Raw genomic sequence first — 20087 nt, 5'->3', positions numbered from 1 at the left:
GGGTGGGGGCGGATGGCGGGGCCGAACCGGAGTCGGCGTCCGGGGTCTCCCGGTCGGCGGTCTGCTCGCCCTCCCCAGTGCTCAAGGCCTCATTGCCGTCGCCGCCTTCGCGGTCCTCACCGCTCTCCGCGTCGTCCGCGTCGTCTGCGTCGTCCGAGGTGACCCCCGAAGCCACCGAGGTGTCCGCGTCGGAGCCGCCCTGTCCCGTCGCGCCGGTCTCGGGGCTCTCCACGGACTCGCCGGAGGTTGCCGAGGGGGATGGATCCCCGGCTTCGGACTCCGGAGAGTTCAACTCGAAGTCGCCGGACTCAGCACCCGTATCACTGGAGCCAGCGGCCGTATCACTGGAGCCGGGGGCCGCAGCGCTGGTGTCCGCCGAAGCGTCACCGGAGGACTGGGCGGCGGGTCCGCCGGTTGACCCGTCGTCACCGGGGGCGGGGGGCGTCCCCGCCGGTTCCGGATCCTGTGCGGCGGCCAACCCCGCGATCTCACGCTTCAGCGCGGCGGCGGAGAACCGCATGGTCGCGCCGCTCTCGATGTCCCCGCTGCCATCGGCGCCCGACTCTGCCGGAGCGGGCGCCGCGCCGGTGGTGGGCGGCCACGCGGGCGGGAAGCCACCCTCCGCCGGGGCGTTCGGCACGTTGACGGGAGGACCGGCCGGCGGCGCGGGGGGAGGAGTGGCGGAACCGGCCGCCGGGGGCGGCGAAGCCGCCGACTCGGAGGATGAGGCAGCCGCACCGGATCCACCCGACGCGTTCTGCGTGTACCAGGCAGGGGGCGCGTAGTCGATGGTGAACTCGCCCGTCATCTCGATGGCGGACTCCGCGTCGGACTGGTCATCGTCGGGTGCGGCCCAACCCCCGCGGATCCCGTCCCGATCGCTGTTCACAATTCCTCCTGGTGTGGTCAAGCACCCTCAAAGCCGTGCGGGGCGACCGTTCTCTGTCGTCTGACGCCATTCGGGATCGACCCGATAGGCCGGCTCACCCCACGGAGCGCGGGCGGTCCGCCCACGGATTCGGTGCCGCGCCCAGTCCCAGCCTAATCATCACGAGCGCCACGACGGCAGGCCCGTCCGTCCCTCCGTGCTCGTCCAGTCCGTCACATCGTGCCCAGAAACGGCGTAGATCGGTCCGATCGCAGTGAACAAACCAGCCATTAGCGGTGAATGAGTCGAACAAGAGAAGGGCAGGCCATAAGGGAAGGCTCGGACCGAACAAGCGGCATCGGCCGAAGCACACCTGATGACGAACCAGCCTTCGACGGCCTTGTCGCCAGCTGCCCGACGCCGCCCGGGCGGGCGCGTACTCCAGCGGGTAGAGCGGGTAGTCCGCGCGCCGGGCGAGCCCGAGAGCCCCTCGACGCACTAGAACCGAGCCTTCACCTTCACTCAACTGATGGCGGATCGGAACCCGCCCCGGCGGCCCCGGTCGGCGCCCCAGCCCTCAGTCCATCCGCCGAGGCGTCCCCAGCAATCCGATCTCCGCGTCGGTCGGCTGCGTCATCACGTACTGCCGGTCCCGGTCGCCGCACCAGAGCGTGACGCCGTCGGCGAGGGTGGGCAGCGAGTCCACGTCGCCGCGCGGCAGCGCCATCGTGCGGCCCAGGTCCGCGGCCTCGTCGGGCGAGACCCGCTGGACGCCGACGAGCCGCGCCTGGCGTATGAGCCGGGGAGCCACCGGACTCAGGTACGGCAGCAGCGTCAGCACGGACTGCCAGGGCCCGGAGACGACCCGGCCGCGCGGAGGCCGCATACCGCAGTCGCGCACCACCAGCACCGGCGTACCGGCCGACGCGCCCTGGGGCGGCACGCGGCCCACGTCGAACACGGTCATCCCGTTCTGCCCGCCGCCCATGGCGTGCACCAGCTGCATCCAGTGCTGCGCCCGGCCCGTCTCCACGGCGACGCGCGCACCCGTGGCCGCGGCACGCAGAGCGAGCACCTGAGCCGTCCACAGACCGCCGATCAGCACGACGTCGTGCGGAGTCGGCCGGTTGAGCCCGAGCACGGCGGGCTGTCCCTCGGCGTCCACCCCGATCACGACCCCGTCGTCCCCGATGGGCAGCGCGAGTGAGTCCACCTGGTCCACGGACAGCGCATGCCGCCCGTGCCGGGGACCCAACAGGCCGAAACCGCTGCGCACCTGCTCACGCACCCGCTCGGCGACGGAGGGCTCGGGCGCCCCGGTGGCGCCGTACGCACTCGTGGTCATGGCCATTACCGAGCACCCCCGAGAGGCAGAGTGGCGAGCATGCCGGGCAGTTGCTCGCGGTCCAGCCGGGCCAGGCCGGTCCCGGCCTGCCGCGCCGCCTGCTGCAACGCCCGCCGGGCGGCGACCAGTTCGTCGTCGCTGCGTCCGGTCACCCGCATGTGCCCGGTGAGCGACACCTCCTGCTGCCGGTCACCGCGCGCCATCGTGAGACTGAACGTGGTGGCCAGCGCCGGTATCGCGGTGAGCAGGGCGACGAGCTGGGGCAACGCCGGTCCCCGGCCGCCCAGTTGGGGCCAGCGGCGCACCCAGTACGTGGTGTGCCTGCGGTTGTCGCAGCGCCAGCTGCGGCCCGACTCCTCGGTCCGCCGCTCCGGGGTGTCGGTGCGGCCGGCCTCGGCCGTCACGAGGGGGTTGGCACAGGCGGAGGTGGCTATGGCGGCGACCAGCTCCTCCTCGTTGAGCAGGGTCGTACGGAACCCGGCCCCGGTCAGTCGGCTGGCGAGATGGTCCGCGACCCGTACGGCGCACTTCTGCGCCCCCACGAGCCCACCGCCGCGCGCGGCCACGGCCTCCGGGCACAGCTCGGGGTCCAGCTTCAGCGCGATCCATGTGATCCGCACCGCGGGAGCACCGGTCTGCTCCTGCAACGGGCCGTAGTTGCTGACCGCGACCGACTGCTGCGGCAGGTGGATCGCGGGAGCGGGCTGCGTGTGCAGCACGATCTGCGCCGACTCCAGCCGGATCCCGTCCACTTCCAGCGCGTCCCGCACCAGGCCGAGGGGCAGTGGCTGCCTGCTCCGCTCCGCCCGCAGCGCGGTCGAGTCCGCCTCGACCTGGAGCACGGCGGTGACGAACGTCCCGTCCCCGATGATCCCCACCGGCCGCCGGTCCCGTCCGCCGTACGTGTACGTCCGCAGACTCGGGTCGCACTCCACGGCGGGCGCCAGCCCCGGCTCCGTACCGGGCCGGATCGGTGTGCTCGCGGCCCGCCGCTGTCGCGCCCGCAACGCTCGCGCCGTGCCGAGCCATTCGGGCAGCGAGCGCCCCCGCCGCCGTACGACGGCGAGCAGGAGAAGGACGACCGCGACGACGGCCGCCGGCACGAGCGCCAGAGGATCGACGGCCCAGCCGACGAGCAGCACGGCGGCCGCGATCTCCAGCAACACGATCCGTTGCAACCGAAACGAACCGGACTGCCCCGGCCGTGCCTTGAGATGCAGCGCGCCCGACGGCTGCGGCGGACCGCCTTGTGCCGACCGCTGTTGTGGCCGTCCCGGCTGCGGGGCCGAAGCGCCCCGCGCCTGCGACCGGTCACGCGACCGGGCCCGCGCTCCCGAAGCCATCACTCCATCCCCCCGTTTTGCTCACAACCGCTGGAATTCCGCTGCCACAAGGGCTCCTTGAAGGTGCAGGTACCCTACCCGCTCCACAAGGCCGTTCCATTACCAGGCATAGTAGGGGGCCGGTCTGACAACGGAGGGCGGGGGACGGTCGACCCCCGAGCGCCGCCCAGGCGAGACACGGGGAGAGACAGGCACACATGGCATCTCGGCGGGACCAGCTCAACGCCTACACCTTCGCGAAGCGCCGCATGCTCGCGTCCTTCGTCCAGTCGTCCCCCGACGGTTCGGACGAGGGCGCGCCCCGGCCGCTGCGCGCCGTGCTTCCCGGCACCATCGTGGGTGTGATCATCGTGGCCGTCTTCGGCGCATGGGGGATGTTCAAACCGACCGCGCCGAAGGGCTGGGACACCCCGGGGGAGAAGGTGATCATCGCCAGCAAGTCGACCACCCGGTACGTGGTCCTGAAGACCGGCAAAAAGATCCAGCTCCATCCCGTCCTCAACATGGCGTCGGCGAAACTGCTCCTCGACACGGGCAAGGGCGACGTCGTCACCGTCGACGAGTCCATCCTCGACAAGGGCGACATCCCGCACGGCGTCACCATCGGCATCCCGTACGCCCCCGACCGGCTCCCCTCCGACAAGGAGGCGGGCGCCAAGAAGCGCTGGGTCGTCTGCGAACGCCCGAGCGCGGGCGGCAGGTCCATCCAGAAGGCCGCCTTCGTCCTCGCCGACAGGGACATGGGCACGACCGAGGGCAAGAACAAGCTGCGGGGCGGTGAACTGCTGTACGTCGTCGGCCCGGACAAGACCCGCTACGTCGTGGACGCGAGGGGCTGGGCGTACAAGGTGGACAGCGACGACGAACTGCTGCTGCGCACCATCGTCGGCTCCGACCGGGAACCCCAGCGGGTGTCCAAGGAGTGGCTCGCGACCCTGCACCAGGGCGACCCGATCACGTTCCCGGCGATCTCCGACACTCCTGGCGCCCCCGCGGGCGCCCCCGGTCAGCTGGACGACGAGGACAACAAGGTCGGTACGGTGCTCAAGGCGTTCGACGGGGACAAGGACCAGTTCTATCTGGTCCTGCCCGGCCGGGTCGCGCCCGTCTCCGAGTTCGTCGCGAGGCTGCTGCTGGCGAGCGAGGACCTCGTGAGCGTCGGCCAGCGGGGTCAGGAACGGGAGGTGAGCCCCGGCGCGATCGTCCCCGGCGAGGCGTTCGGGACAGAGAAGAAGTGGCCCACCCGCGACCCCAAGGCGGTCAACGACGCCTCGGACGCGGAAGGAAGCCGCAACACCATCTGCAACGTCCTGCGCGACGTCGACGCGGACAACGGCGGCACCACGCTCAGCACCTGGGCCGGCGCCGACTACCCGGCCACGCTCCCCACCGGCTCCTCCAGCGCGTACGTCACCCCCGGATCAGGCCAGCTCTACCGCCAGTTCAAGGGTGAGGAGACCACGGCGGGCAGCCTCTTCCTCGTCACTGACACCGGCCTGCGCTACGCCATGCAGTCCAACGCGGACGGCGCCACGGACGACGCGGGCATCGGCATCACGGCCAAGCAGCGCGAGCAACTCCAGCAGGAGGCCAAGCTGGCCCAGGTCCGCCTGGGGTACGCCGACGTGGATCCGGCACCGATCCCCGCGGAGTGGTCGGTGTTCCTGTCCACGGGCCCACGCCTGTCGACGGCGGACGCACGCCAGCCGCAGGGCTCGTAAGGAGGACGTCCATGTCGTACGCATCTCCTTCCGGCCGTCCCGTGCGCCTTCGGCGCGCGGTCGCGGTGACGATCGCGACGCTCATCACCGTCGGCGTGGCCCTCGCGCCGCCCGCCTCGGCGGACTCGGCGACCGACCAGTGCGAGTTCCCCAACAAGAAGTACACGGGCCGCCCCTGGGCCCTGCAGCGCGTGCTCCTGGACGAACTGTGGAGCCAGTCCCAGGGCGCGGGCGTCCGGGTCGCCGTGATCGACACGGGCGTGGACACGAAGAACCCCCAGCTCACGCGCGCGGTGGACGCCTCCAGGGGCGCCAACTTCCTCCCCCCGAAGGACGACAAGGGCGAACCGATCGACCGTGGCAAGTCCGACGGTACGACGGACACGGTCGGCCACGGCACACGCGTGGCGGGCATCATCGCGGCCCGCCCCGCCAAGGGCACAGGTTTCGTGGGCCTGGCCCCCAAGGCCACGATCATCCCGATCAAGCAGAACGACGCGGAGGGCCACGGCACGGCGCGGACGCTGGCCCGGGCGATCCGCCACGCCATCGCCGAGGGCGCCGACGTCATCAACATCTCCCAGGACACGGCCAACGCGGTCGAGCCCGACCCCTCCCTGAAAGAGGCGGTGGACGCGGCCCTGGCCCAGGACATCGTGGTCGTGGCCTCGGCGGGCAACGACGGCCTCGGCGGTAACGTCAAGCAGACCTACCCCGCGTCCTACGAGGGCGTCCTGGCCGTCGCGGCCTCGGACCGCAACAACGAGCGGGCGTCCTTCTCCCAGTCCGGAGAGTTCGTCGGCGTGGCCGCCCCGGGCGTCGACATGATCTCCACCGTCCCGCTGGGCGGCCACTGCTCCGACAACGGAACGAGCTTCTCGGCCCCGTACGTGGCAGGGGTCGCCGCCCTCATCAAGGCCAAGCACGACGACTGGACGGCCCGCGAGATCGTCGCCCAGATCGAACAGACCGCGGAACGCTCCGTCGCCGGCCACGACCGCCTGGTGGGCTGGGGCGTCGTCGACCCGGTCCGCGCGCTGACGGAGGACGACCACCCGATCGAGTCGCCCGACCCCCAGGAGGGCTTGACGAAGGCGGAGGCCCCCACCCCGGCGAAACTCCACCTGGGTGAGACCCCGGACGAACGGAACGCACGCCTGGCGACGTACGTGGCCGTGGGAGCGGCGGTGCTGGTGGCGGTGCTGAGCGGGGCGGCTGTGGCGGTGCGGGACGCGCGGAGGAAGGGACGGCAAGGGGCGGCAAGGGGTGGCGCGGGGTGACTGACTGCCGACGGGACGCAGGACCGTCGGTTTGTAGTCGCGAAGATTCTGTGAGGATGGTTCGGGTGATCCGTTGTGGGCATGACGCTGGAGTCGGCCCGCGTGCCGCAAGTGCTTTGCGGGCAGATCACCCGATATCGCGGCCTCTTGGCAGCGTTGCCGACCGGGTGCCCGGCGGGTCCTCGGCAACTTCGTAACTGACTCAGCACAAAGTTCAGTTGGCCGCGTTTTGCACAGTGACTACAGTGGTTGACGAGTCGGGCGGATCGCTGTCTGCGTCGGTCCACCACTCAGTGGCTTGACAACGGGGAACGGGGAGGAGACGCAGAGTGCTTCCTGCGGACATGGGTGGCAGTGGTGGCGCCGACCTGAGGCGCGGTCTGGAAGCGCTGAAGACGTTCAAGAAGCGCGTGGACGGGGTGCTCGCGAACCTCGAAGGATCACCGGCAAGTTCAACGAAGGTCGGTGAACACCAGCTCTCCCGCGCTTCGTTCAGCGGCCAGGGCACCGACTTCGCCGAGGCTTCGGGCCTCTTCGCCCAGTACAACCGCGTCCATGACCGACTGACATCCCTCTCCAAGTCGTTGGGACTGCACATCGAGTCCTTGGGGATCGCGGTGCATGGAGCCGACATCGGCTTCGACAACCTGGAGGAGGAGCAGCGCCGACGCTTCTGGGAGATCCAGACCCAGATCGACCGTGAGTACCGGGACGCGGAGCGCGAGAAGGCGGCGGCACAGCGCGAGAAGGACGGGCAGGCCCCCCAGGAGCGCTCCGACGACAAGAAGGCTGAGGCTGGGTACTGATGGGCGACGACTGGAAGCAGCAGGATCAGTACAAGACCGATCTGGAAGAGGTCAACCAGCAGGTCGGCGTTGTCGACGCGACGACCGCCGTGTCGAAGATGCTGAGCAACATGCCGTTCGTCGGCAACGTTCGCTTCTTCGGAGAGACGGACTTCGAGGGTCGTCAGCTCAACGACATGATCAACTTGGTCGATGCCGCGAACCCGGCCGATCTGGAGCTCGCGGGCAAGGCCCTCTGGGACGCACGCAAGGCCATCAACGAGGCCGTCGACGAACTGAGCGGCCACATCGGCCGAGTCGACTGGGAGGGCGAGGCCGGCACCGCGTTCCGTAACTGGGGCGGCGAACTCGTGACCTGGGCACGTGGGCTGGCCGACTACGCGGACACCGCCGCCAACCAGATCACCGCGGCGGGCACGGGCCTCGCATCCGTACGCAGCGCCATGCCGCCGCGCGACACCCGGCCGGACCCGAAAAAGGTCGAGGACATCCCGGCGCCCAAGCGGGTCGAGGGCAACGCCGAGTACACCGCGGCGGTGAAGGCCGAGAAGGACCGGCAAGAAGCGATCAACCAGATGAATCGGTTGTCGTCGTTCTACGCGGTGTCGGCGCAGACGCTGGCGGGGGCGCCGGAGCCGGCGCCGTTCAAGGCGATGCCGAGTGTAGGCGTGCCACAGCCGGATGGCCGCTCCGTAGGGCCGGGCAATGGGCAGGAAAGCGGGAGTCGCACGATTTCCAGCGAGTCGACGTCGACTCACGACACCGCGGGTGGCACAGCTGGCACTCCGCGCTCGGGTGACACCACGCCGCCGCTCAAGGAAGTGGACGGCTCAATCAAGTACCCGGACAGGAACGTCGGCACGGAGATCGACAGCGTCGACACCTTGCCTCCGCAGACCACGAGCCCGGCGCCCGGCGGGACTTCGCAGACCACAGGAACGGGTGGCGGCACCCAAGGGGGAACGGCTGGTCCTCTCGTCAATGGTGCTCCGCCCTCCACTGTGGGTCGAGCTGCCGGCCGTACTTCGGCATTCGGCGGAGGCGCCAGGACGCCGATTTCCGCGCAAGGGCGGGCGGGCACACCCAATTCCTCGGCCGGAGGACGCTCGGCGCGTGGACCCATGGGCCCGATGGGACATGCCAATGCGACGGGCCAGACGGGAGTTCGGGGAACTGGCACGCCCAATTCCTCGGCCGGAGGACGCTCGGCGCGTGGACCTATGGGGCCCATGGGGCATGCCAATGCGACGGGGAGGACGGGAGCTCGGGGAACCGGGGGCGCGACGGCAGGCAGGACGCCGATGGGCCCGGCCGTTTCCGGTGGAACGCCTCGTACTGCTGGCGGGACGGCAAGCGGTCGACCGGCCGGCCCGGGTGCCACTGGTGCGGGACGCGGCAGTGGTGTTGTAGGCGGAAAGCCCACCACTGGAGCCACTGGACCTGTTCCCGGGGCTACTGGGTCAAAGGTGCCGCGCGGCACGGTCATCGGTGGTGAGGGCCAAGTCGGCTCACGCGCTACCGGCGGGAGTATCGGGCAGCGTGGAGTCATCGGCGTTCCCCAGCAGCCGCACGGTACTGGCGCCGGGCAGGGGAACCGCCGATCGACCAGCAACCCCGACGGAGTGGTGGGAGCACCGAGCGGGCGGAACTCGGCAGCCAGGGGCGGCGGCGCCACAAGTGGTGGCAGCGGTCTCGTACGCGGCCCCGGAGCCAGTCGCCGGAGCCCGGACCGAGACCGAGCGGACCGTGAAGACCCGAATCGGCCGGACTGCCCGGTCGACGGCCAGGATGGCACCCCTCCCGACAACCGACGGCGCGACGCGTCGTAGACAACCGGCTGAACACGAGCGAGGACATAAAAAGGCATGAGGTCAGCAACCGGCCAACGCGGCACAGGGACCGTGTCGTTCGCTGGGCGTATCGGGAGACGCGTGTCCACCGTAAGTTCCGCGCTCGGTGTTCTGGCCATCGTGTCTGCGGGAGTGGCCCCGAGTGCCGCTGCCGAAGACGTCCAGTCGAAGCAGTGGTACTTGGACGCGATGCACGCCGATGAAATGTGGAAGGTCAGCACCGGCAAAGGCATCAAAATTGCGGTTGTAGACACCGGAGTCAATCCGACCACCTCATCCCTGAAAGGGCAGGTATTGGTTGACGAGGTGCCTGCTGCCGTCGCGTACGGTGCGACCAAGGACTATGACAGCCATGGAACAACCATGGCGGAGCTGATCGCTGGAACTGGCGCAGGCGGAGGTTTGCAGGGTCTTGCTCCCGGTTCGAAGATCATCCCTTACCGGATTCGCCTTGCCGGAATCAAGGCAGAGGAAAGGGAGAAGACCGCTGCGCCGGCGGAGGCTATCAAGGCAGCTGCCGATAGCGATGCCCAGATCATCAGCATGTCCTTTACGAGCGACACCATTGACCCAGATATGGAGCAAGCAATCAACTACGCCCAATCCAAGGGCAAGTTGATGGTTGCGGGTGTCGGCAACGATGCGCAGAAGCTAAACGAAATCGGCTATCCGGCCGCATACTCGTTTATTGTCGGAGTGGCCGCAGCCGACAAGTCCGGCAAGGTGGCCGAATATTCGGAATACGGCAACTATGTCGACCTCGGGGCGCCAGGCCTCAATCTCCCGCACTGGTGCGACGCGACATTCCGCTCATACTGCGACGACGGTGGTGGCACCAGTGCCGCCACCGCGATCACCTCCGCCTCGGCAGCCCTCATCTGGTCCGCCCACCCCGACTGGACAGCCAACCAAGTCCTGCGCACTCTGATCGACACCGCCGGCCGCGACTGGCCCAAGGACAAGCCCAGCAAGTACCTCGGTTACGGCCTGATTCGCCCTCGCATGGTGCTCGCCGACAGCGACATCAACCCGGGCGGAGCCAAAACCGACCCACTCAGCTACGAGAACATGACGGGTGTGACGGGGGCGGAAGCCTCTCCCTCCGCTTCCGTATCAGCCTCGTCACAACCACCCAAGAGCACTTCAGGCGGAGCAGCCGCAGCGGCAGGATCAAGCTCGAACTCCTCTGAAGACAATGCCCAGTTGTGGATGGTGCTCGGCGCAGCCGCCGCAGTGGTCGCAATCGGCGGCGGGGCCTTCGCCGTTATGCGCGCACGACGCGGTGGCTGAGTAGCTCCCTCGTGGCCGCCTCACCAACCGTCCGCTCCGCGCTCAGATACGCCGCGGAGCGGCAGCACAGCAGGTTCCGTCAGTAGCGCAGAAAGGAAATCCCAGTCATGGCGCAGCGCCAGCGGCTAAGCGACAGTCAGGTAGCCAAACTCGAGCAGGAGATCGCCCTCAAGTTTGACGACATCAAGGCTTCGCTGCACAAGCTGAACGGCATCATCGACAGCATGGAGGGCAACTGGAAGGGCATCGGCGCCGGTGCCTTCAACCAGAAGCAGCACGAGATCAACACCTCCATGGTGCGCATCGGCAACGTCCTGGTGAAGTTCCTTGAGGCGATGAGTGCCACGCGCAAGATCAAGGACGGCACCGAAGACGAGGTGCGCGCGCAGGTTCAGAGCATCAACGTGTACGAGGGCGCTCCGAAGTCCAGCCTGAGCGGCTACTAGGGATCGGGTCCACGGACCGACGCACGCCGACGAAACCATGAAGGAGACGCGTAACGATGGCAGGTAACAACTCGGACGAGATGCTGGTCTCGTACGACGCCCTGGACACGGCCGCCACGAACCTCGCCAACGAGGCGAGCAAGCTGGAGACCATGCTCGCCGAGGTCAAGCGCCAGGTGGCCAGCGTGGCCGCCGGCTGGGAGGGCGAGGCCCACACCATGTACTCCGAGCAGCAGACGATCTGGGACAAGGAGGCCAACGACATCCACCAGGCCCTGGTCTCCATCGCTAAGGTCGTCAGCCTGGCCGGCGGCGACTACATGGGCGGCGACAAGAAGGCCGCCAGCTACTACCTGTAGGGCTTGCTGGCGCAGAGAACCGGGGTGGGCACGCGCGGGAGGTGCCCACCCCAGCTCTTTCCCTTGACGCTGACCGTGCCCTCGCATCAGTCGTCCAGGTAAGGGGCCGTATCACTTGTCGACATTGAGCCCAGCGAGTCCGAGTCTCAGCGAGTTCAACCAGCCATTGAAGATCTCTAGTCGACCGACAGGCCACCGTTGTCCGGCGCAGGCTCGAGATCGAACTCCCCATCCCGCGCGCCGAGGACGAACGCCTGCCATTCCGCTTCGGTGTACCGCAGCACGGTATTCGGGTTGAGGGACGATCGCATGGCCACGGCACCTTCCGGCAAGTACGCGATCTCCACCCGTTCCTCGTGTTCCTCGGTGCCCGGCGCGCTGTGCCATTCGACCCCTGAGATGTCGAGGGCGTAGAGCTCGTTCTTCTCACGCTCCTTGCGCGCCTTGACGTCCTCGGTCTGAGACTCGACCTCGTTGTCCTGCGCCTCGGCCATGCTGGGATCCCTTCCTGACGTGCAAACGAACCGTGCTCTTCACCTTACTTGCGTTGACAGTCCCTATGCTGCGCAATGGTCAGGCACTGAGGAGGAAGCCGTAACAGCTGTCTGAAGCGACGAAGAAGTACTCTGCCGCGTGATGGGGCCTTGAGAGAGCTCCTGCTCAGGCCGGTCTCGTGGCATGAGGGTGACGCCGTTCCGCGGCTCAGTCCGATTCCACTTGCCCGCCAGGCGTAGGCGCAGGCAGGCGGTCGGTATCCGCCTCACCGCTCAACTGCACCATTGTCTCGAAGCTACGGCGCGCCTGCGGTGCATTCAGCCGAGCTCTCCACTTCCTTGGTGTAGGAAGCGATGAGGCGTTTCATGGCGTCGGCATCCCTGTGCTTTGATCCCTGTGCCTGTATGGCGGTGTACAGCTCCTGTTTGTCCTTGGTATCAGTACAGCCCTGCGCCTTACCGAAAGCCTCGTTACCCGAGTAACGGAACCGACCTTCCTCCGCCGAATGGTCCAAGGCATTCAGGGTCTGCCCGGATGCGAAGTAAGCCGTTGTTCTTCCCTGCTCCAACCAGGCTTGAGTGGTGGTCAAGATGAGTGTGTCGTCGACGACGACCTCACAGCTCTCGATACCTGTGGACGACTTGTCCCTGACGGTGATCTTGCGCCCCGCAGGCAGGAATGGAGTGAGATCTTCGGCGTCGACGGCCATTCCGCACAGGGCGCTGGGGACAGCGTACTCACGCTCCTCCTTGTCGCCGCTGCAACCTGAGGTCGCGGCGACAAGCGCCGTGACAGCCGCGATGGCGAGCCCAACAGGGCGCAGCAAAGCCGTACGACGGTAGTACATAGGAATCTTTCTGCTTGGCCGTTGCTTATGAGTAAGGTGTCATACTGCCCGGAGCCTGCCCATCGAGAATGGCCCGGGCATTGATGTAACCCTGACGCGAGGATTCCCGTGCCCAGGTCGCCGCGTCTCCCGTGTCAGCCGACTGGTGCTTCTCCGCTGCGGCTTGAGCTGCGTCTGCGGTGATTGTGCTGTTCCTCACCAGGCCTTCCTGCCAGACCTGGCCACCGGTCTTCTTGGCGTCGTCCACGGCATGGCCTTCGGCGTCCTGGAACACTGACTCCAAGACCACACTGGTCACAGTGCCGACCCCGCCACCGACAACCGCACCGACCCAGGGCGTTGCAATGAAGGAGACGCCCACTCCGACGACAGTGCCAAATCCGCCGGAGATCCAGTTCTTCCTCTGAGCAACGGAGTGTTCGTACTCCTTGTCCTTGTTCGAGGCATCTTTGCCGATGGCCTCCTGCTGGCCGAGTCCAAGAGTGCCCGACACTTCACCGGACCTTCCTGCAATGTGCCTGACCACAAGTTCCTCGTCGTCGGAGAAACGCTGGTTCGCCGGTAGACCCGGGTCCAGGTGGTACTCCATGAGCTTCCCCATGTAGGCCTTCTGACCGACCTCGACGGCGGCGTATCCCTCTGGGTTCTGACCGACGGCGAAAAGGAGTTTGCTCACATCCGCGTGCTGGAGTGCTGCCTCGGAGCCGGCCACCGGGTAGAGCCTCTCGATGTCGCGCCAGTCATCGGACTTTGCATCCCTCTCCACGTCGCTCATGGCACGGTTGATGTCCGGCAGGTACTCCGAAGTGATCTGGCCGATGCTGTCCGACATGTAGCTGTGTTCCGTCAGCCGCTTCGGGTCGTCGGCGACTGAGGCCACCAGGCTCTCCATGAGCTTTGTCTGGTCCGCGTTGTGTGGAGGCGTGTCGATTGTCGGCAGCTCGCCGGCCGGGTGTCCTGTCGTGGCTGCCTCAAGAGCCAGCGCGAGGTTGTTGCGACCCGCGATGCTCTCGTCACCTTCGGAATTCGCATCCTGTGGCCAGTCCCGCTCCTCGAAGAGATAGTCGAAGTTGCTCAGCGTCTTCCTGCCTTCTTTGCCGTCTCCGTCCGTGTCGTGGGTGAAGTCATGGTCCTCGTCCTTCGTGACGAACGTGCCATTGAAGAACTCGGTGGCGGCATCCGGACTGTTCGACAGGGCCTTCAGATATCCAGTCATCGGATCCCAACCAGAGTCCGTACCCGTACGGTTGAGAAGTGGATCCGCTCCCGTGCGCTGCCAGGCACCGTGACGGCCGTTACTCGTGAATTTCTTCTCCGTCTCAATCAGCTTGTCCCCATAGCTGTTGAGGAACCGGTCGTCGTAGTCGCCCCAGCGCATCAGGTTGCCCATGACCTGGGCACCGAGCGGGAAACCACCGTTGCGGCCGACAGGCTTGTCGACCATCTCGACCATCTTGTTCTTCCACTCGGTCATACCGACCGTGTCGCTCTGCGTCGCGTTGGCGAGCGTCATGCTCAAGTTCTTCTGGAGCTCGTCGTAGTGGTCCACCCGCTGACTGCCCAGTTCCCGGGCCCGGTGCGGGTCATTGATGCCCGTCCAGAAGTCCAGCGTGCCCCGGGGGCCAAGCCTCGTCGCGAACTCAGCCGCGAACAGATCATCGTTCGCGTATTTCTTCAGGCCGGCGTTGAGCTTGTCGAATTCCTCAGGAGTGATGTCTTCGGGCTTCTTCTTCGCCAGATCGGCGAGATCCTCCGCTTCCTTGATGGCGTTGGCCGCCGCATCCCGGTCCTTGTAACCGGCGTCGGAGAAGCCGAGGCGACTCTGGTCAACGAGGGCCTGCAGCACCTTGTTGGCAGAGTTGTCGCTCTCCGTGGCGTCGTTGAGGATTTTCTGGATCTCGTCGCGCAGGGCGGTGACGTCGCTCGCATCGTGTTCGGGCACCGTGGTGCCCTTTGCGGCGCGGTCCGGGTGGATGTTCATCGTGACGGTGAAGCCGCCGTCGCCGGTCGAGACCACCGTCAGATTCTTCTTCAGACCTCGGTCTATGGCGTCGTTGAGCTTTGTCTGATAGCCCGCGAGCTCACCGCGAGTGTCCCGGAGGATGTTACGGATGGACTCGGCCTGCGTGTGGGCGTCCTTGAACTCGCCGGCTGTCTTGCCGATGAACTCCTTCGATACGGTGGCGTTGAAGCCCGCCCAGTTGGCCTTGTTGGCTGCGCCGCGGAGGCCCTTGTCGGCAGACTCCTCCAAGTCCTTGAGATTGCGGATCATGGTGGTCCAGTCCTCGATGGCGTCATCGAGGAGCTTGAAGTTGGCGAAACGGAGAGCGTCGAGATCCATAAGTCGTCCTACTTGTCCTTCTTCTCGCCCGGCTCGCCATACGCCGGGTTCTTCTTGCCCGGATCACCGACCCGCTCGTCGAAGCCCGCGTCCAGAACGTCGATGCTGCTCATCTGCCGACGGATGTAGTGATCGTTACTGCTGTGGATCTTCGTCGTCACCGTCATGTGGTTCGAGATGTGCGCGCACGCATCACGGAGGGAGGACAACTGCTCGTCCCAGCGCGTCGACACGTGCTGGAGTCCACTACCCAGTGCGAAGCCCTGCGTGGAGAGGTCGCCCGCGGCCTTGTCGCTGCTCGGCATCGCCGCGCGTCCCTTGTCCCACAACTGGTTGTAGAGCTCGAAGGCATGCTTGCCGATGTTCGCCAAGTCGCCCTGGCTGGCCTTGAGATCGCCGTACCGGCTGGGCGCGGGCGGCGCCGCTCCTCCGCTGCCAGGATCCAACTGATTCAGCTGCATATGCGCCGACTGCCGCTCAGCCGCCTGTGTCTTCAGTTGTTCCCACTCATCCCACGCCATGAAGGCGCTCCTTCCCCCGCCGACTTCTGCTGGGCCGTTCCCTGGGCCAGGTTCCGACCAACGTAGTCAGAGGCGCTCATGTCCTCGATCAACTGCTCAGCCTTCACAAGCGCCTTGTGAAGGCTTTCCGCCCTCAGTCCTCCAGCCCTCCCGACTGGATGTAGTCAATGCCGGTGAACCACCACACCGCCATAACCACCATGACCAGAGCCATCGTCAGCAAGAGCACACGCCGAGCCCGATACCCCGCCTCCGACGGCTCGTTCGCCTCCGGATCACTGAAGCGGCGGGCCTGAAAGCGCCACCACAGTGCCCTCTGGTCGGTCAGTCCCATTCCGCCGAGCCAGAGCGCGATGACGAGCATGAAAATCCCGAAGCCGACCATCAGTGCGCACCCTCCACAAGCGAGACCAAGAGCATCAGTAAGCCCTCTCCGCAACCAACCCCGTCTGCACCATCGGCTTCCCCCGCTTCCGGGAAACGAAGATCCCCCGCCCCGCCGGCATCGGCCGAGGCCGTACGCCGCCCAGCAGGTCGCCCTCGCCCGTGTCACCCGCAAGGACGACACCCTGTGCGCCGAGCTCCTTCATCCGCTGGAGGAACGGCTCGTACGCGGCCCGTCCCGCGCCCGCGGACGAGCGGGCGAGGATGAACCGCACACCGACGTCCCGTGCGAAGGGCAGGAGTTCGGTCAGGCCGGCCAGCGGGTTGCCGCTGGACGTGGACACCAGGTCGTAGTCGTCGATCACGACGTACACCGTCGGGCCCTGCCACCAACTCCGGTCCCGCAGCTGCTGAGCCGTGACGTCGGCCGTCGGCGTACGGCGCTGCATCAGGTCCGCCAGAGCCGACATGTGGTGGTCCATGGCGTTGGACATGGGGATGTACTCGGCCAGGTGCGAGGCTGGAGTCACATCCAGCAGCGAGCGCCGGTTGTCCACCACGAACAGCTTGCAGGAGTCCCCGGAGTAGCGCTCCGTGAGCTGCTTGATCAGCAGCTTCAGCAGGTTCGACTTCCCGGACTCGCTCTCGCCGAAGATCAGGAAGAACGGGTCCTGCTCGAAGTCCACGAAGACCGGCTCGAGGTTGTCCTCGTCGAGAGCGAAGGCGATGCCCCGCTGCGGGAAGCGGTTGCCCGGCGGCAGCTGCTCCGCCGAGAACTCCCTCGGCAGCAGGCGGACTTCGGGCGCGCCCGGGGCCTGCCAGTGCCGCGAGATCTCCGTCGCCAGTGCCGCCGTAGCGTCCGCCAGGTCCGTGTCCGACGTCAGACCGTCGATCCGCGGGACCGCGGCCATGAAGTGCAGCTTCTGCGGCGACTGACCGCGGCCCGGGACGCCCGTCGGGACGTTCGCCGCCACCTTGCGGTCCAGTTCGGAGTCCATCGTGTCGCCGAGCCGCAGCTCCAGGCGGTTCATGAGGTGGTCCTTGAGGTTCGAGCGGACCTCCATCGAGCGCGACGCGGTCAGCACCAGGTGGATGCCGTAGCCGAGGCCCCGCGCCGCGATGTCCAGGATCACCGGCTCCAGACCCTCGTAGTCCGCGCGGAAGTTCCCCCAGCCGTCGACCACCAGGAACACGTCGCCCCAGGGCTGGTCCGTGACCGGGATGTCGCCGCGCGCCCGCCGGGCACGGAAGTCCGCGATCGACGCGATCCCGGCCGACCGGAAGTACTCCTCCCGGCGCGTCATCACGCCGTACACCTCGGCGACCGTACGCCGCACCTTCTCCGGGTCCAGGCGCGACGCCACGCCACCCACGTGCGGCAGCCCCGCCACCGCCGCCATACCGCCACCGCCGAAGTCCAGCCCGTAGACCTGCACTTCGTACGGCGTGTGCGTGAGCGCGAAGGACGAGATCAGCGTGCGCAGCAGCGTCGACTTGCCGGACTGCGGACCACCGACGATCTGCATGTGGCCCGCGGCACCCGAGAAGTCGACCCACAGCGGGTCGCGGCGCTGCTCGTACGGCTTGTCCACGAGGCCGACCGGGACGACGAGGCGGCCCGCGCCCTCGTAACCCGGCTGGGTGAGGCCGCGGCCCTGCACCGCCGTGAGCCCGGGCAGCAGCCCGTCCAGCGACGGCGGGCTGTCCAGCGGCGGCAGCCACACCTGGTGCGCCGCAGGGCCCTGGGCCTCCAGCCGGCGCACGATCACGTCGAGCACCGTGTCCGCGAGAGCGTCGTCCGTGTCGGAGGCAGCGGGCTCCGTACGCTGCTGCGGAATCGACACGTACCGGACCGGTACCTCCGCCGCCGTGAACAGCACCGGCCTCCGGTCCACCGGCAGTGGCCCGCCCGCCAGCGCGGCCTGCTGAGATCCCGAGCGGTACACACCGGAGACGTAAGCCGCCTTGAAGCGCACCATCTCGTCCGTGCCGAACTTCAGGAAACCCGAGCCGGGGACGTTCGGCAGCTCGTACGCGTCCGGGACGCCCAGCGCCGCCCGCGACTCCGCGGCGGAGAAGGTGCGCAGACCGATGCGGTACGACAGGTACGTCTCCAGGCCGCGCAGCCGGCCCTCCTCCAGACGCTGCGAGGCCAGCAGCAGGTGCACGCCCAGGGAGCGGCCGATGCGGCCGATCTGGACGAACATCTCGATGAAGTCCGGCTTCGCTGTCAGCAGCTCGCTGAACTCGTCGATCACCAGGACCAGCGACGGGATCGGCTGCAGCGGCGCACCCGCCGCACGCGCCTTCTCGTAGTCGTGGATGTTGGCGTAGTTGCCCGCGTCGCGCAGCATCTCCTGGCGGCGGTTGAGCTCGCCGCGGATGGAGTCGCCCATACGGTCGACGAGAGTGAGGTCGTCGGCCAGGTTCGTGATCACGGCCGCGACATGCGGCATCTGGGCCATGCCGGCGAAGGTCGCGCCACCCTTGAAGTCCGCCAGCACGAAGTTCAGGGTCTCCGAGGAGTGCGTCACCGCGAGGCCCAGCACCAGCGTGCGCAGCAGCTCCGACTTACCGGAACCCGTGGCGCCCACGCACAGACCGTGCGGGCCCATGCCCTCCTGCGCGGCCTCCTTGAGGTCGAGCATCACAGGGCGGCCGTCCTCGCCGAGACCGATGGGAACGCGCAGCCGCTCGGCGAGCGAGCGGGGCCGCCAGGTGCGCTTGGTGTCCACCGACGCGGCGTCCCCGAGGCCCAGCAGATCCGTGAACTCCAGGTTGGCGAGCAGCGGTTGGTCGTCGTCCCCGCCCGAGGCCATGCGCAGCGGCGCCAGTTGCCGTGACAGCGCCTCCGCGGACTCGTACGACAGCGAGTCGGGCGTGCCCTCGTAGACGACACCGTGGCCCGACTCCAGGTGCAGTGCCTGAGGCTGTACGACGATGGAGAGGTCGCCCCGGGCGCCGGTGAGTTCACCGGGGACGACCTCGACGACCGTCACCCCCTGCAGGCCCTCGGGGGAGGCCAGGACGGAGTCCGGCGGCAGGGACAGGCCGTCGAGGACGACGACGATGTGCGGCTCCTCGGGGAGCGGGGCGGCGCCCGGGTGGAAGCGCGGGCGGCCGGTCAGGCGGGTGGCCAGCAGGTCCTCGAGCTCACGCGTGTCGCTGCTGATGAGGCGGCGGCTGCCCGCGCCGTCCACCGCGCCGGCGGACTGCGTGTGCGGCAGCCACTTGGCCCACTCCCACTGCGGCAGGCTCTCGCGGCCCGCCATGACCACGATCATCAGGTCCTCGGGGGAGTGCAGCGAGGCCAGTGAACCGGTCATGGCGCGCACGGAGGACCGTACGGACTGGGGCTCACCGCTCACCGTGACGTGGTAGAAGGCGCGCAGCGAGACCGCCATCGGCAGGTCGTCGAGGGTGCTGTGCGAGGCGAGGAAGCGCTGCATCGCGCCCGCGGTCAGCGGCTCCAGCTGCTCGACGGGAGCGGTCTCGGAGGAGAGGAGAGGTGTGGCCAGCGCCTGCGGGCCGAGGCCGATGCGTACCTGGGCGAAGTCCTCGTCGCCCGGCCGCCGTTCCCACACCCGGCTGCCCTCGGCGACCAGCGCCCACAACTGCTCGGGGGAGGGGTGCAGGTAGTACTGGGCGTCCCGCTGCTTCCTGGCCGTCTCGACCGCGGAGCGCCGGGCCTGCGACAGGTACAGGAGGTAGTCGCGGCGGATGTCGGCCAGCTGCCCCTGGTTGCCGCGGCGGTAGCGGACCACCATCGCGATGGACATGGCGATCGTCGAGGCGATCATCACCATGCCCATGATCTTCATGAACGGCTGTCCGTTCGTGAAGAAGAAGACCACCGAGCCGCCCATGCCGAGCGTGGGCAGGAGTTGCATCAGGACGCTTTCCTGCTGTCCGCGCGGCAGTTCGGGCGGAGGCTGCAGAACGACCTCTTCCGTGGGCACTTCGGACGGCAGCGCCCTGGGCGGGCGCTTCACGACGATGTGGCTCACTGCTCACCAATTCCCTTGCCGGGCCCAGAGTGTTCCGCCCGCCGCCCCGTGCCGGCGGGCGCCGCCGCCCCCGTGTCAGGCGGTCGCGGGCCGTCGCGCGATCCTACTGACCTCATCCGACACCGGTGGGCGGTAGGGTGCCGGGAGTTCGCGTGAGCACACGTGGAACCAGGTTGGAGAATCA

At 67.8% G+C, this 20087-nt stretch carries 16 protein-coding genes; 7 read left to right on the top strand and 9 right to left on the bottom strand.

Annotated features, from left to right (window positions below):
- From FNH04_RS11470 to eccE, 3 genes are all read right to left on the bottom strand, one after another.
- A partial coding sequence (locus FNH04_RS11470; protein ID WP_322722929.1) for an SCO5717 family growth-regulating ATPase occupies positions 1 to 889 on the bottom strand: 889 nt, incomplete at its 3' end.
- A gap of 556 nt (positions 890 to 1445) precedes the next feature.
- Positions 1446 to 2219: a hypothetical protein gene (locus FNH04_RS11465; RefSeq protein WP_152783093.1), complete on the bottom strand. Its 774-nt coding sequence runs from the start codon at positions 2217 to 2219 to the stop codon at positions 1446 to 1448.
- On the bottom strand, positions 2219 to 3556 hold the full coding sequence (gene eccE / locus FNH04_RS11460) for a type VII secretion protein EccE (protein WP_228031290.1): 1338 nt from the start codon (positions 3554 to 3556) through the stop codon (positions 2219 to 2221). Before eccE ends, FNH04_RS11465 begins: the two co-directional genes overlap by 1 nt.
- Before the next feature lie 197 nt (positions 3557 to 3753).
- Here eccE and eccB point away from each other — a divergent pair, with 197 nt between their 5' ends.
- The 7 genes from eccB (at position 3754) to FNH04_RS11425 (ending at position 11308) form a co-directional block, all read left to right on the top strand.
- Positions 3754 to 5277, top strand: coding sequence for a type VII secretion protein EccB (eccB, locus tag FNH04_RS11455; protein WP_152783089.1), 1524 nt, complete (start codon positions 3754 to 3756; stop codon positions 5275 to 5277).
- 11 nt (positions 5278 to 5288) lie between these two features.
- Positions 5289 to 6557, top strand: coding sequence for a type VII secretion-associated serine protease mycosin (mycP, locus tag FNH04_RS11450; protein WP_152783087.1), 1269 nt, complete (start codon positions 5289 to 5291; stop codon positions 6555 to 6557).
- 329 nt (positions 6558 to 6886) lie between these two features.
- Positions 6887 to 7363, top strand: coding sequence for a hypothetical protein (locus FNH04_RS11445; RefSeq protein WP_322722928.1), 477 nt, complete (start codon positions 6887 to 6889; stop codon positions 7361 to 7363).
- On the top strand, positions 7363 to 9192 hold the full coding sequence (locus FNH04_RS46490) for a hypothetical protein (RefSeq protein ID WP_194236633.1): 1830 nt from the start codon (positions 7363 to 7365) through the stop codon (positions 9190 to 9192). Before FNH04_RS11445 ends, FNH04_RS46490 begins: the two co-directional genes overlap by 1 nt.
- 210 nt (positions 9193 to 9402) lie before the next feature.
- On the top strand, positions 9403 to 10503 hold the full coding sequence (locus tag FNH04_RS11435; protein ID WP_228031291.1) for a S8 family serine peptidase: 1101 nt from the start codon (positions 9403 to 9405) through the stop codon (positions 10501 to 10503).
- A 107-nt stretch (positions 10504 to 10610) separates the two neighbouring features.
- On the top strand, positions 10611 to 10949 hold the full coding sequence (locus FNH04_RS11430) for a WXG100 family type VII secretion target (protein WP_152783081.1): 339 nt from the start codon (positions 10611 to 10613) through the stop codon (positions 10947 to 10949).
- 56 nt (positions 10950 to 11005) lie between these two features.
- Entirely contained in the window at positions 11006 to 11308 is a 303-nt protein-coding gene (locus FNH04_RS11425) for a WXG100 family type VII secretion target (RefSeq protein ID WP_152783079.1), read from the top strand.
- A 176-nt stretch (positions 11309 to 11484) separates the two neighbouring features.
- On the opposite strand, the gene FNH04_RS11420 is transcribed toward FNH04_RS11425, so the two are convergent.
- From FNH04_RS11420 to eccCa, 6 genes are all read right to left on the bottom strand, one after another.
- Positions 11485 to 11802 carry a DUF397 domain-containing protein gene (locus tag FNH04_RS11420; protein ID WP_152783077.1) on the bottom strand — a complete coding sequence of 106 codons (318 nt, stop codon included), beginning with the start codon at positions 11800 to 11802 and terminating at the stop codon, positions 11485 to 11487.
- Positions 11803 to 12098: 296 nt separating this feature from the next.
- Positions 12099 to 12650, bottom strand: a complete 552-nt coding sequence (locus FNH04_RS11415) for a hypothetical protein (RefSeq protein ID WP_152783075.1) — start codon at positions 12648 to 12650, stop codon at positions 12099 to 12101.
- A gap of 25 nt (positions 12651 to 12675) precedes the next feature.
- Positions 12676 to 14991, bottom strand: a complete 2316-nt coding sequence (locus FNH04_RS11410) for a DUF6571 family protein (protein WP_152783073.1) — start codon at positions 14989 to 14991, stop codon at positions 12676 to 12678.
- An 8-nt stretch (positions 14992 to 14999) separates the two neighbouring features.
- Positions 15000 to 15512 (bottom strand): hypothetical protein, encoded by a 513-nt coding sequence (locus tag FNH04_RS11405; protein ID WP_152783071.1) that lies wholly within the window; start codon positions 15510 to 15512, stop codon positions 15000 to 15002.
- 133 nt (positions 15513 to 15645) lie between these two features.
- Positions 15646 to 15897, bottom strand: a complete 252-nt coding sequence (locus tag FNH04_RS11400) for a hypothetical protein (protein ID WP_152783069.1) — start codon at positions 15895 to 15897, stop codon at positions 15646 to 15648.
- A 34-nt stretch (positions 15898 to 15931) separates the two neighbouring features.
- Positions 15932 to 19903 (bottom strand): type VII secretion protein EccCa, encoded by a 3972-nt coding sequence (gene eccCa, locus FNH04_RS11395; protein WP_322722927.1) that lies wholly within the window; start codon positions 19901 to 19903, stop codon positions 15932 to 15934.
- Positions 19904 to 20087: the final 184 nt, after the last annotated feature.

The sequence above is a fragment of the Streptomyces phyllanthi genome, assembly GCF_009377205.1.
Taxonomy (GTDB): domain Bacteria; phylum Actinomycetota; class Actinomycetes; order Streptomycetales; family Streptomycetaceae; genus Streptomyces; species Streptomyces phyllanthi.
This window is presented reverse-complemented; position numbering and strand designations above follow the sequence as displayed.

Coding starts and splice junctions, on each gene's coding strand:
- FNH04_RS11430 (WP_152783081.1), top strand. CDS start 10,611: ATGGCGCAGCGCCAGCGGCTAAGCGACAGTCAGGTAGCCAAACTCGAG.
- mycP (WP_152783087.1), top strand. CDS start 5,289: ATGTCGTACGCATCTCCTTCCGGCCGTCCCGTGCGCCTTCGGCGCGCG.
- FNH04_RS11405 (WP_152783071.1), bottom strand. CDS start 15,512: ATGGCGTGGGATGAGTGGGAACAACTGAAGACACAGGCGGCTGAGCGG.
- eccB (WP_152783089.1), top strand. CDS start 3,754: ATGGCATCTCGGCGGGACCAGCTCAACGCCTACACCTTCGCGAAGCGC.
- FNH04_RS11415 (WP_152783075.1), bottom strand. CDS start 12,650: ATGTACTACCGTCGTACGGCTTTGCTGCGCCCTGTTGGGCTCGCCATC.
- FNH04_RS11465 (WP_152783093.1), bottom strand. CDS start 2,219: ATGGCCATGACCACGAGTGCGTACGGCGCCACCGGGGCGCCCGAGCCC.
- FNH04_RS11425 (WP_152783079.1), top strand. CDS start 11,006: ATGGCAGGTAACAACTCGGACGAGATGCTGGTCTCGTACGACGCCCTG.
- eccE (WP_228031290.1), bottom strand. CDS start 3,556: ATGGCTTCGGGAGCGCGGGCCCGGTCGCGTGACCGGTCGCAGGCGCGG.
- FNH04_RS11420 (WP_152783077.1), bottom strand. CDS start 11,802: ATGGCCGAGGCGCAGGACAACGAGGTCGAGTCTCAGACCGAGGACGTC.
- FNH04_RS11410 (WP_152783073.1), bottom strand. CDS start 14,991: ATGGATCTCGACGCTCTCCGTTTCGCCAACTTCAAGCTCCTCGATGAC.
- FNH04_RS11400 (WP_152783069.1), bottom strand. CDS start 15,897: ATGGTCGGCTTCGGGATTTTCATGCTCGTCATCGCGCTCTGGCTCGGC.
- FNH04_RS11435 (WP_228031291.1), top strand. CDS start 9,403: ATGCACGCCGATGAAATGTGGAAGGTCAGCACCGGCAAAGGCATCAAA.
- FNH04_RS46490 (WP_194236633.1), top strand. CDS start 7,363: ATGGGCGACGACTGGAAGCAGCAGGATCAGTACAAGACCGATCTGGAA.